This window comes from Psychromonas sp. SP041 (assembly GCF_000470315.2).
In the GTDB taxonomy this organism is placed as follows: domain Bacteria; phylum Pseudomonadota; class Gammaproteobacteria; order Enterobacterales; family Psychromonadaceae; genus Psychromonas.
This window is the reverse complement of sequence record NZ_CBRF02000039.1, coordinates 1-13,309: the sequence shown is the minus strand read 5'-3', so window position 1 is coordinate 13,309 and position 13,309 is coordinate 1. Positions and strand designations below refer to the sequence as shown.

9 protein-coding genes and 1 tRNA gene are annotated in these 13,309 nt (G+C 34.1%); 8 read left to right on the top strand and 2 right to left on the bottom strand.

Features of this window, described 5'->3' with window-relative positions; translation table 11 throughout:
* The first annotated feature begins 37 nt into the window (after positions 1-37).
* On the top strand, positions 38-847 hold the full coding sequence (locus SP041_RS17330; protein WP_025564142.1) for a class III extradiol ring-cleavage dioxygenase: 810 nt from the start codon (positions 38-40) through the stop codon (positions 845-847).
* 111 nt (positions 848-958) lie between these two features.
* Here SP041_RS17330 and ylqF read toward each other — a convergent pair whose 3' ends face one another.
* On the bottom strand, positions 959-1,900 hold the full coding sequence (gene ylqF, locus SP041_RS17325) for a ribosome biogenesis GTPase YlqF (RefSeq protein WP_025564144.1): 942 nt from the start codon (positions 1,898-1,900) through the stop codon (positions 959-961).
* A gap of 1,739 nt (positions 1,901-3,639) precedes the next feature.
* On the opposite strand from ylqF, the gene SP041_RS17320 reads away from it, so the two are divergent.
* The 3 genes from SP041_RS17320 to SP041_RS17310 all read left to right on the top strand — a co-directional run bounded on the left by SP041_RS17320 (position 3,640) and on the right by SP041_RS17310 (position 6,813).
* Complete coding sequence (locus SP041_RS17320) at positions 3,640-4,623, top strand: TRAP transporter substrate-binding protein (RefSeq protein ID WP_025564146.1); 984 nt, start codon at positions 3,640-3,642, stop codon at positions 4,621-4,623.
* A 328-nt stretch (positions 4,624-4,951) separates the two neighbouring features.
* Entirely contained in the window at positions 4,952-6,241 is a 1,290-nt protein-coding gene (locus SP041_RS17315; protein ID WP_025564149.1) for a TRAP transporter large permease, read from the top strand.
* Positions 6,241-6,813 carry a TRAP transporter small permease subunit gene (locus tag SP041_RS17310; RefSeq protein ID WP_025564151.1) on the top strand — a complete coding sequence of 191 codons (573 nt, stop codon included), beginning with the start codon at positions 6,241-6,243 and terminating at the stop codon, positions 6,811-6,813. Before SP041_RS17315 ends, SP041_RS17310 begins: the two co-directional genes overlap by 1 nt.
* 285 nt (positions 6,814-7,098) lie before the next feature.
* On the opposite strand, the gene SP041_RS17305 is transcribed toward SP041_RS17310, so the two are convergent.
* Positions 7,099-7,977, bottom strand: a complete 879-nt coding sequence (locus SP041_RS17305) for an AEC family transporter (protein ID WP_025564153.1) — start codon at positions 7,975-7,977, stop codon at positions 7,099-7,101.
* A gap of 337 nt (positions 7,978-8,314) precedes the next feature.
* Here SP041_RS17305 and SP041_RS17300 point away from each other — a divergent pair, with 337 nt between their 5' ends.
* The 4 genes from SP041_RS17300 (at position 8,315) to SP041_RS17285 (ending at position 12,746) form a co-directional block, all read left to right on the top strand.
* Positions 8,315-8,542 (top strand): LysE family transporter, encoded by a 228-nt coding sequence (locus SP041_RS17300; protein ID WP_137297966.1) that lies wholly within the window; start codon positions 8,315-8,317, stop codon positions 8,540-8,542.
* Positions 8,543-9,033: 491 nt separating this feature from the next.
* Entirely contained in the window at positions 9,034-10,305 is a 1,272-nt protein-coding gene (locus tag SP041_RS17295; RefSeq protein WP_025564157.1) for an alpha/beta hydrolase, read from the top strand.
* 524 nt (positions 10,306-10,829) lie between these two features.
* Entirely contained in the window at positions 10,830-12,425 is a 1,596-nt protein-coding gene (locus tag SP041_RS17290; protein WP_025564158.1) for a diguanylate cyclase, read from the top strand.
* A 230-nt stretch (positions 12,426-12,655) separates the two neighbouring features.
* Positions 12,656-12,746 (top strand) — tRNA-Ser (locus tag SP041_RS17285).
* The last annotated feature ends 563 nt before the right edge of the window (positions 12,747-13,309 follow it).

The window sequence follows — 13,309 nt, the reverse complement described above, 5'->3', positions numbered from 1 at the left end:
AAATGATTCGATATTAGAAACTGAATTTGGAGTGAATATGAATAATCTTAATATTGCATTTATTTCACATGGTGGGGGACCAATGCCCTTATTTAATGACGCTGAACATCGAGATATGAATCGTTATTTAAAATCATTAGCGTCTATTTTACCTAAACCCAGTGCGATTCTTGTGATAAGTGCTCATTGGGAAGAGAAAGAAGTACGTATTACAGCTAGTGTAAAACCAAAGATGATTTACGATTATTATGGTTTTCCTGAGTCAGCTTATCAAGTTGAATATCCGAGTGCTGGTGAGCCTATGCTTGCTGAAAAGGTTCAACAGGCCTTAAAAGAAGCTGCTATCCCAGTAATAATGGATTATCAGCGAGGCTATGATCATGGTTTGTATGTGCCTTTAACATTAATGTATCCAGATGCAGATATTCCAATCATCCAACTTTCATTAGTGAATAGTCTTGATGCTAAACAACATTTAGCGATCGGTAAAGCTTTGCAATTGCTTGATTATGACAATTTACTAGTGATTGGTTCAGGTTTCTCTTTCCACAATATGAAAGCTTTTAAAGGTGAACAAAACGCTAAAGATAGTCAACTTAAAAATCAACAATTTGATGATTGGCTAAAAGTGAGTTTAAGTGATAAAAGTTTATTAGAAAGTCAACGTTATCAACGACTAACTGAGTGGGAAAAAGCGCCACATGCACGCTATTGTCACCCACGAGAAGAGCATTTGTTACCATTGCATGTTTGTTATGGCCTAGCTGGGCGTGCTTGTGACGAACATAAAAATGTCACTATTATGGGTAAGCAATCAAGTTCATTTGTATGGAGAAGCAATTACTGAGGATATGCAGTGTTAAATTTAAACAGGGTTGTTTTTAATAGGAAATAAGTAGAAATAAAAAAGAGAGCCATTCAAATGAACTACCTCTCTTTTCCCATAAACAGAATTTTCTTATCTATTTTTCTTGTATCTTTTTCTTCTTGCTGCTTTTACTTCAATCTTTTTCGCTAATTTATTTTTCATGATCTCAGCTACTTCAAGTTTTTCAACCGCAACCATTTCAGGTATTTCAATACTCAATGGTCCTAATGCGCCTGAACGTAACTCATTAAGCAGAATAGTCGATACTTTATAAATATCAAAGTGACCACCGGCACGTAATGCACCACGACGTTTAGCAATCAATTCCATTAATTCATGGTCTGATTGTGGCGTTTCTTCAAAATCATAACGCTCTTGTAAACGGGGTAAATAATGTTTAATTAAATATTCAGCGGCGTAATAAGCGATATCTTCATATTCAATCGCTGTATCTTTAATCGCACCTGTTACTGCTAAGCGGTAACCCGAGTTAGCATTTTCAATTTTAGGCCATAAAAATCCAGGCGTATCAGACAACATAATGCCACTTGGAAGGCGAATACGTTGTTGGTTTTTGGTCACTGCGGGTTCATTACCCGTTTTAGCAATAATGCGATCTGCTAAAATATTAATGATGGTTGATTTTCCGACATTTGGAATACCCATGATCATTGCACGAATCTGTTTGTCTTGGCCTAAACGGTGTGGCAACAACTGCTCACAAAGTTTAGTGATTTGATGTACTTGTTCCGGCTTGCTGGTGGTGATAGCAATTGCTTTTATATCTTGATCTTGCTCTAAATATTCAATCCATCTAGCGGTGATTTCTGGGTCAGCAAGGTCAGCTTTGTTTAATACTTTAATACAAGGCGTTTTTTGACGAATAGCTGCAATCAGTGGATTTTCACTGCTGTAAGGGATACGAGCATCAACAACTTCAATAATAATATCAACTTGTGGGAGTACTTCTTGAATTTGTTTGTGTGCTTTGTGCATGTGCCCAGGAAACCACTGGATGTTAGCTTTACTCATTTGATTTTACTGCCTTTGGTATTTTATATCATGACTGATATGTACTATTAACATACTCCAAACTATTGATTAAACATTAACTAGTTGATCATGGAGTAGCTTTTACATTCTATTTTAATAATTAGTTATTTTAACTGATGATGAGATAGATAGACATTTAATTAAGTACTAATAGGAAAGTAAAAGAGAGGAGACTTAACATTATTTATGTCATTGCTCTTGATAGGAGATTATTAGTGATATTGATGATCGTGAGTCATATTGGCTTTTATAGTGTTTTTCACTGATATTGGTATTAGTCGAACTAGTTATTATGATCTCTACAAAGTGTTTATAACTTGATAAATGAGTTTTCTATCTATCAGGTTATGTATCAATTTCGGTCTGCTTTTTGATACTGAATAAAGGTTAGTAAGTGAATTTATAGGTGATACCTATTTTATTGATATGAAAATAAGTGATTGAAAATAAATCGATTGATAGTTTTCTCCTAGTGATAGCAGAGAATAAACATATAAAAAATTTCAGAAATGCAATATTTTCTAGTGTGTATTTTAAGTTTATTGATATAAGAGATGTTTAAGGAGAAAGAGTAATATATTAATTTAACATCAGGTATGTATTCATATTGCTTAGTAACGCTAATACAACATTAAAGCGAATGTCTTATCTACTTAGTTTAAATAGCGGTGCTGCATATTTATGTGGGATTACTATTTAAAATAATTAATAAGGCAATTTTTTGTAGAAAAAATAACCGAGTAGTGACTCGGTTATATCCATGCTGTCATTTGTAGTAAAACAAAAGTAGCACCTGTAGCAAACATCATAAGTAATCCTGCTACTTCACGACTAGTTTGAATGACTTTCTGTTTCATAAGAACCTCTATTTAATGTGACTTGGATCTACATTGTATTGTATATCAAACAGTAAAACAATTAAAAGTGTGATTTATGTCACTATTTTTATTGAGGTGGTTCGTTTTTCAGAAACGAATCAGAAGGGAAGCAGAATGTTAATGAAAGTATAAATCTATAGTTAAAAAATCTGATGGTTTCTTCTAAATAAACACTGATTTAATTTTTATTTATGTCTCACCTAATTGATAATATGAATTTTCAACTTCTTCTCTTTCTGTTTTTTTCTCCGTTTTTACCTCGTAATGTAATTTTTTGATAACTGTGCAATGTAACTTACACCCAAAATGAGACATGACACTAAGCTTTAAGGGTTGCTTTATTGTTATGTTATTGTAATACAAGAGGGGCGTAATGTTTTAATTAGATGATTTGTTTAGGTTAAGTTGAGTGATTGGTGTTTGTAAATATTGTTTTTTATAAGTATTTATCTTAATTTTTTAGTTATTTCAATTACATTTTAGTGATGAATAAAACCACTTGTTAGCTTCATTAATATATTACTTTTAAGTGTTTAATGCTTGGCAGATTATTTATACATGGAAGTATATTTGAAGTGTTGTTGTTTCGTTTAAGTTTCATTTATCGAGCAATTTCAAAAAAGCTTAATCCATAAATCTAGCTCTTTAGTGCTTAGCTTTTTAAGTACTTTAAATAGATTGATCGATAGCGAAGATAGGATCTCCATCAGCAATATTTATGGAGGAATCACTGCAAAAACAACATTTATTCAATTGAAATAAATGTTAATAGTGGATGTTTATATTTTTATGAACATTCAAAACAAGGCAAAAAAACTTATCATATATTAGGAGTTAATTATGCGTTCGAGTTTTAAAAAAGGATTAGTGTCGGCAATTTGTATCGCTTGGGCATCTTCAGCATTTTCTGCTGTTGAGTTTAAGCTTGGCCACTTTGGTTCTGAAAATCATCCCTCTCACATTGCTGCTATGCAGTTTGCTAAACAGGTTGAAGCACGTACCAAAGGGGAGGTGACGGTTGAACTCTATCCTAACAATGCGTTAGGTAGCCCACCGGAAGTTCTTGAACAAGTGATTATGGGGGTAGTTGATATGAGCCTTTCAGGCCAAGATCAACTTGCGAAGCACGTTTCTTTATTTGATACCGTGAGTATTCCTTTTTCATTAAGTAACGCAGAGCACGCTGACCGTGTTTTAGATGGTCCGTTTAAAGAGTGGGCTGCACCTGAACTTGATAAAGTAGGGCTAGTTTACTTATCTAGCTGGGATTGGGGATTTCGTCAATTAACGAATTCTGTTCGCCCAATTTTAACGCCTGCAGATATCAAGGGTTTAAAAATTCGTACGCCACCAGCAATGACATACCAAGCTGCGATGCAAGCGATAGGCGCCAACGTACAGACTATCTCATTTAGTGAGTTGGTAATGGCAATGCGTCAAGGTGTGGTTGACGGTCAAGAAAACCCAATTGGTGTCATTTATAACTTAAAACTGTATGAATCTCAAAAATACATTTCAATCATTAACTATTTATACAGTTCGATGGTGCATGTCGTTTCTAAAGATGCTTGGGCTCGTTTAACACCTGAACAACAAGTTATTGTTCGTGAAGAATCTGATTCAGCTCGTCTATTAATGCGTAAGCTAACACGCGCTGAAGAGTTGAAACAAATTGCTGATATGCGTGCAAAAGGTATCGTGATTGATGAGCCAGAACTTGCTCCATTCCAAGCAATGATGGGTCCAGCTTACGATCAAATAAAGAAAAAAGTAGGTGCTGCTAACTTTGATAAATGGATGGAAATGACTAAGTCAGTTAAATAAGTCAGTTAATTAAATTGTTTAATATTTAGATATTAATTTTCTTTATGGCCTTTGGTTTCGCCTCATTAGGGCGAAACTTCTCGTTACTATGTTCATTCAATTAATGATGTGATCAAACGTTACCCAGTAAAATCATTACTAACAATACGTGAGTTGTAGTCTGTTGAGAAGTTGCCTGTATGACTTCTCTACTGGCAACATAAGCTAAAGAATAAAGACATTATTTCGACTCATTATTCTTACCTCATAACACAGTCAGAGATAATTTTATGCAGTAACAATGATCACCTTTTTGGTTGTTTGGCATTACTAATAGGTGACCCCTAGTATGTTGACCTTAGCTATATTTGGCGCTCTTATTTTCCTACTATTGATTAATGTTCCAGTGGTTGTTGCAATTGGTCTTACATCAGTCGTTTTTTTTATTGGCCTCGGCGATGCTCGCCTATTAGCCATGCTTCCTCATCGTATGTACTACGGCACAACTGGGTTTACGCTGTTGGCGATTCCATTTTTTATTTTGGCCGGAAACTTAATGAATACCGGTGGGATAACCGACCGTATTTTCCGTTTTGCACAATCGATGGTTGGGCATATAGCGGGTGGTATTGGTCAAGTTAATATTGTTGCTAGTGTTATTTTTTCTGGCATGTCTGGCTCTGCCGTTGCAGATGCTGCTGGATTAGGTCAGATAGAGCACAAAGCAATGGTTGACCAAGGTTATGACCCCGCAGATTCTGCCACATTAGTTGCGGCTTCTTCCGTTATTGGGCCTGTTATTCCTCCTAGTATTCCTTTTGTACTTTACGGTTCCATTACCAGTGTTTCTGTTGCTCGTTTATTTTTAGCGGGTTTCATTCCGGGTGTGATGATGGCGCTTGGGATGATGATTGCGTTGGGTATTTTAGCGAAACGTAAAAACTATCCTCGTGCGGAGCATAAAGAATCCTTTAAAGCTAGATTATCTGCTTTTAATGGCGCATTTTGGCCTTTGATGGCTCCCGTCATTATTGTTGGTGGCATTATGAGCGGCTTTTTCACGCCTACTGAAGCATCTGTGGTGGTGTGTGTGTATGCGGCAATGCTAGGGTTTTTCTATAAAGATTTAAAATTAAAAGAGATTCCTGGGATTGTTTACAAATCAATTACACAATCGGTCAGCCTCTTATTTATCATTTCTTCGGCAAACTTTTTCGGGTGGTTAATCATCCATCAAAAACTGCCAGATAGCATTATTGAGACGTTAGTCGGTTATGGTGCAACGCAATCTATTGTGATGTGGATTGTTATTGGCATCGTCTTAACCATGGGGTTATTTTTAGAAGGCAATGCAATCTTCTTAATTACGCTGCCTTTGTTTATGCCTATTGCGACGATGTTTGATATCGACTTAGTGAATTTTGGCGTGGTAATGGTGTTATTAATTATGATTGGTAACTTAACACCGCCCGTTGGCATGTGTTTATTTGCCGTTGATAGTTATGCAAAAGTGGGAATGCCTGCGTTAGCTAAAAGGGTATGGCCATATTTATTAATGATCTTTTTAATCACCGTATTAATTGCCTTTGTTCCTAGTATTTCACTCTTTTTACCTAACCTTATCATGGGAGAAATGTAATGATTCCACTATTAAAAACCATTGATATCTGGGTTCAAAGGATCCTTCAATATATCGCAATGACTATGTTCGCTGTACTGGCTCTTTTACTGATTGCGAATATATCGTTGCGTTTAATTAATGATTTCATTCAATTCTTATTGGAGAGTGGTTTAGAAGATGTCGCTAATTTAATTCAAAGTGTGGTTACTATTAACTCTTTTTATTGGTTCGATGAGATCATAGAGCTGAGTTTCGCAGCACTTGTTTTTTACGGCGCAGCGGCCTTATGGTGTGCAAAGTTACACTTTTCAGTAGGGGATTGGATAAGTCCTCGTATTAAAAATGTACGCTTGAAACACTTTTATAGATTATTAATTTTAATTATTTCTGCGACCTTTATGGCGGTTTTATTTTGGTATTCGTTAAAATTGACCTTAAGAACGAATCAGGTGACCACTGCATTCCAAATTAAACAGTGGATACTGTATTCGTGTATTCCAGTTTCATCGATGATTATGCTTATTTATTCTGTCGTTGATGTAATTATTGAAGCGAAACATTTTGTGTTAGGAACACCTGACGAAGTCTAGAGTATAAGACCTTCATTGCTACTTCAGAGGGTAATATTTAATTTATGATGTTACTTAATATAGTCTCAATAAAGTTAACGAAGAATAAGTAGAGCTTGTAATAAAAGGGTGGTTACCTTTTTCTAATCATTATTCAATTAGATAAACGTATATCCACTCTTTTGTGTTTATGTTGTTGTATTAGTGATGCTTAATTTACTTGTGTCGTTAAATGTATTAGTTAAATACGCTAGCTAAATATATTAGTTAAACAAAGTAGTTAAACAGAACGCTTGAATACAGAAGTTAACTAAATGAGAGCGCGACGGTCAACATAATAGGTAAGGTGATGATGGATAAAAAATTACTAAACAATACCATTGAAGCAACTTTCTCTGGCGCTAAGTCGAAACGTTCTGCGAACATGTAATTCATTACTGCGGGTGGAAACATAGCAAACAGCAACATCATTTGTAGGTGTAGAGTCGATAAAGGTATCAATAGGTAAATTAATAAAAAAGCAATCCCTCCCGTCAGTATTGATAATCCAGTGCACCATAAACCCGTTTTTAAACCACTCATTTTAATATTACACATCTGAGCGCCTAATGAGACAAGCATAATAGGGATCGCAGCTTGTCCAAGTAAAGACGTTGCATTATATAAAGGTTCCCAAACGCCAATACCCACCAAGTTTAAAGTTAATGCTAGCGCTGCGGATAAAAATATCGGCATACGTGCGACTTGTAATAAAGGGTTACCCTTACTGATAAGTGCTAAACCAACACTAAAATGAAGGCAAGAGGACATGACAAATAACAATACGGCGGGGGCAATTGCTGTTTCACCAAAGGCATAAGTAAATAAAGGAATTGCCAGGTTGCCACTGTTTCTAAACATTTGTGGTGGCGTCCATACTTTATAATTAAGTTTGAAAAAATAACAGATAGGTAGCATTAATAAAGCAGGAATAAGCACTGCAAATAATGAGGCCGTTAATAGGGGGATTTGCTCAATATCCAGTGGCATCACGACTAAAGATGAAAAAACCAAAGCAGGTACAAAAGCGTCAATATTTAGGCGGTTAATAGGACGGAAATCAGGTTTTATAAAATGCCCAATACATAGCCCAACAAAAGCTAACCCTAATATAGGGAACAGTATACTAACAACCTGATTAAGCATGGTCTTCCTTAATGATGACTGACTTATTAATTGATCAATTATCCAACTCCTAGGGGGAATTGATAGTCTAAAAACACCTAAGAGTTATGATTATTTTAAAGATGCGATGTTTGTTGTCTATTATAGACATATACATCTATTTACGTGATGAAAGTGTTAGCTTGATTTTTAACATATTGATTAATTACTATAACTTTTTAATTTAACATCAAATTTAAGTAATTTTTAATGGTTGTCAGTTCATAGGAAGGATGTAAGTTTTACTGGAGAGACTTTCTGAATTTATATTTATATAAATGCTAGTTAGTTTGATATCGAAATCGCGTAAGGATGATCTATTCACATTACCTATTCAGCTTTTGGTTTAACGACTGTGATTGATAACTCATCCACTTCGTTTTGGACCATTAAAATATTAGGTGGTGGATACCTTATTTATCTTGGTATTAAGGGCTTAAAAGCAAAACCTATTAATACAACGGAGACAAACCTAACTGTTTTAAATCAATATTCGGCAAAGAAAAGTATTGGTGTCGGCTTTTTATTTAACCTCAATTTTGGTTAATGAAAGCGGAATTATATTTAAAATAATAAGGTTATCTTTTTTACTAGTCAGCGCCGTTAGTCTTGCGTAGTTCAAGGCAAATTATTGATAGATAATTTAATGTAGAAATCCGCGGCAATAGTGGTGTTGTATCGCTTTTCTTATCCAGAACTGAGGTTACTTAAACTATCTATATTAATCTCTTCTCTTAAGGTTTTATATAAATAATCTATTACATTCTTGTTCTCTTTTTGATTCATATAACAAAGATTATTGAAAATAATAAATAGTCTTTGTTATATGAGGCTTATTATAAACCGCGTAAAAAATACAACTTTTAATTAACTGGATTAGTTTAAAACATAAGCTCTATGTTTTTAGAAAGTTTAAAAAAACAATGTAATAAAATACCTAACAAGTATGGGTTTATCATGCTTTTTATTGTGATTCTGTATATTATGGTAAAGCTATTTTAACCAGGAAGGTTAATTTTATTCAAAAAAGGAATGAATATGTACTCTCATCGTCAAACTAATCCCTCTTTTTTTGTCTATCTTTCAGTTTTTTTATTATCGGCTTGTTCTTCTAATCCCGAGTTAATGCCTACTCCTAATGTCTTTATCAATACCCCTTATTTAGAAAATGAAATTCCTGAGGCGCTACGTGAAACGAGCATGGAACTTATATATGTGACAGATAGAGGCACTTCTCCTAAAAAAGATGTTAAATACAATGCTAGCCGCTCACCATCCATTGCATACGGCATTGCTAAAGTAAATTTTGAGAATAAGTCACTGAAATGGGACGAGTTATTAAAACAAAGTAATCAAAAAAAACGTTCAATTGATTTAACTTATGAGTTAGAGCAAGTTGATGAATTGGGGCGTTTCCCTTTATCTCCTTATCGTTTTAAACGTATAGGGGATAAGCTTCAAATTGACGAAACCATTCTAGAACAGAAGTCGTACCATGAAAGTCAACTAAGCAATATAATTAATAAACGTTTAGAAAGTAGTGAAAGCAAAGATGTTATTTTATTTGTTCATGGCTTTAATAATACCTTTGACGAATCTGTGTTTACGCTTGCTAGCGTTTGGCATTTTCTAAAACGACAAGGAGTACCTATTGTATACTCTTGGCCAGCAGCAGCAGAGGGAGTCACCGCCTATTTTGCAGATAAAGAGTCAGGACAGTTTACTATCTTTCATTTAAAAGAAACCTTACGATTGCTTTTTAAAAATCCTGAAATAGAAAATATCCATATCATTGCTCATAGTCGTGGTACTGATGTAGCAACAACAACCCTTAGAGAACTTATTATTGAAAATAGGGCTGGTGGTGGTAATCCAATTAAAGACTTACGCATTGAAAATTTAATTCTCGCGGCACCTGATCTTGACTTTGGCATTATTAAGCAAAGGTTAATGGCTGAACAATTTGGACCCGCATTTGGAAGAATTACTATTTATACCTCTCAAGAAGATAGTGCATTAGGTATATCTCAATGGTTAACAAATAGTTTGAGTTTTGGTCGATTAAATATAAAAGATGTTGATAAAAATGAGCAAAATATATTTAATTCAGTAGGAAATGTGAGTCTAATTAAAGTGCCTGCATCGGTTAACTTTATCGGACATGATTACTTTCATAGTAACCCCGCAGTAAGTTCAGATCTTATTAATTTGATTTTGCATAATGCAGCACCTGGTTCGAAAGAGCGCCCATTGAAAAAACTAGAAAATAATTTTTGGTCTCTCGATTCTGATTATTTGATTGAGCATTAAATTGTTATATCAATTACATTAAATAAGTGCGATTGATATTAATACAATAGATGATAAATCGACTAAGTTAAAAATATAGTTGTTATGTTAATAATATTTATTATTAGAAACGGTAATTTTGCATATTCTAAAAATGATTAATTCTGCCTTTAACATCGATATTTGAGCTTACATATCGATTACCATTCAAGGTGCAAAAATCAGCGAACGGTAACAGGTATAACATGATGCGTGCTTTACTTTTCAAAATATAAAAAGATTTAAACCAAGGTCATATCTCTCTCTTTTAAACAGTTTTATTTCGCTTATTCTTGCAATTTTATTTTAATAAACCGCTTGCTTGTTAAGTAAGCTATCTGCTTTAGAAATCCCTTTATAACATTAGGTTTACTTACCGTGATTGAAATCTATAATTTAACTACCCATTAATGAGTAATTGATTTGGATGTGAGGTTATTTTTTCTGAGTTTTAAATAAGGTTACAAATTGTTTTTCATAAATTTACATAAAAAGGTAATTACACTATGAAACCTTTATCTTTTAGACAGCTCCAGCTACGAGTGCTTACCCTCTTGTTTTTATTATTTTCGAGTACGATTATCGGTTATCGTTATTTTCTTGAACTGCCTAAGTTAGAAAAAAATATTGCATTATTGGCTGAAAAAGAATTAAAGCTTTTACATTATGGGGTGCAAACGGCTTTAACTTCTTTATCGCGATTAACCTATGACTACTCTGTTTGGACTTCTACTTATGAATTTATGCATGATATAAATGCAGAGTATATAGATGAAAATATGGTACCTGACACCTTTAATAGCCTAAAAATAGACGGCATCTTTTATTTAAATGAAAATTTTGAGCCTATATTAACTAAAGGATTGCATCATCTTAGCAATGAAAAGCTAACTTTTTCATTTTATGATTTTAAGAAATACCCTCTTAATTCAAAAATGTTGCCTACCCCAATAAATAGAGAAGGCGCACCTCATAAAGAAGGCTTTATTAATACCCAATATGGACCTGCATTATTTAGCGCTTTTCAAATAAGAGACTCTAATAAGTTTGGTGATAATCGAGGTTTTTTAATCTTTCTTCAATTGATAGAGGAACCACTTCTTGATTTACTCAATCAGTCGACACTAACAAAAATCAGTATAGACAATGATATTTTAGGTAAAAACTTGAATGGTTTACCGTTGTGGAATGAAAAAATCAAAATAGAGGATGTTAAGCCTTACAGGCATATTTTATTTCAAGATATGAATGGGTTACCGGTTACTGTTTTAAAAATTAAGCACAGCAAAGGAAAACTTCCTCCTTTGCTTAATGAACATAGCCTTATTTTTATTTCTATATTGAGTTTATTTATTTACTTATTTTATCACTTGATTGCCCACACTATTATTAAGCCAGTAAAAAAATTGGCTTTAAGTATTAAGTTGGTTGATGAAGAGCTAGGCTTTAAATTATTAGAGGAGAAGTTTTCCGTCACAGAACTAATGGTTGTGTCGAATAACGTGAATCAACTCATTAATACCGTTCAGCAACAGAACGATTTATTAAGAAAACAAGCCACCACCGATCAACTAACTAACTTGATGAATAGACATGGGCTTTTGGCTGTACTGGAAATACATAAGGACCTTTGTATTCGTCAAGGTATAACGTTCGCTGTGGTGATGTGCGATATTGATCATTTTAAACAATATAACGATTATTTTGGTCACTTAGAAGGCGATCAGGCGCTAGTTGATGTAGCACAAGTTCTAAAATTACAATGTAAGCGTACGAATGATTATTGTGCGCGATATGGCGGAGAGGAGTTTACTTTATTGTTTAGCGATATGAGTGAAAAGGATTTACAGGAAAAATTACTTAGTATCAGTGACGCAATGAAAACGCTAAACATAGCACACCCTAAATCTAAAACAGCTCCTCACATGACTTTTAGCTGCGGCGCTACCATTATTAAAACAACTGATGTAGTTAATCATAGTTTGCCTATAAGTGATATTTTCAAATGTGCAGACCAAGCTCTTTATGAAGCAAAATCAACGGGCAGAAATAACTTTGTAATAAAAGAGTTTGTAACACTAGTGCCAGATGAGAAGAGATAATATCAATTACATTAAATAAGTGTGATTGGTATAAGTACTAGAATATTAAAACAAACTAAATTAGTTATTATTTTGTGCTTACTGCCTTCGACCTTTATTAAAGTCGTTTGTTTAATAAGCTAAAGATCTTTTATTAAACAAAGCTTGTTTAGAAAGTGAGCGTGCAAACATTTTTTAACAAAAAGTGCTTGGCTTTTTTATTAGTTTCTATAATATACGCCTCGTTCTGCGGAGGGGTGGCAGAGCGGCTGAATGCACTGGTCTTGAAAACCAGCGAGGGTTAATAGCTCTCCGAGAGTTCAAATCTCTCCTCCTCCGCCACATTAGAAAAGGCATTGACAGTTTACTGTCAGTGCCTTTTCGCTATCTAAAGCATTAAAAATTTCAAATCTCTCCTGCATCATCTACCACATTAAAAGAAGATACTTATTGGATTACTGTCAGTGCCTTTTCGCTTTCTGAAGCATTAAAAATTTCAAATCTCTTCTGCGTTATCTTCTTTATTAAAAAAGGAAATCACTGTTTATTGTTAGTATCTTTTTGGTTTCTACTGTATTAAAAAATCTATTTAGCCTCCAGCTCAGACACTACCCTGAATTAGGCCCCGCACTGTGCGATTCATCTTATGATGAATAGTGAATGTTAATCCGCATTGCTGATCGCTATATTGATCCCTTTGGTTTTAGAATTACGATAAGGCATTTTGCTTGTTCTTTTTATAAACCCATTGGCACAAGAAATGGCTAAATTGTCACTGATACCAAAAGAATTAATAAGGTGATCATTCTTGCTGGTTAAAATCACCCCTAACTGCGTTGTGAGTTTTGAAGTGAGAACAACTATCTCCTACAACTCACGCCTTATTAGTGTTAATTTTTCCTGCG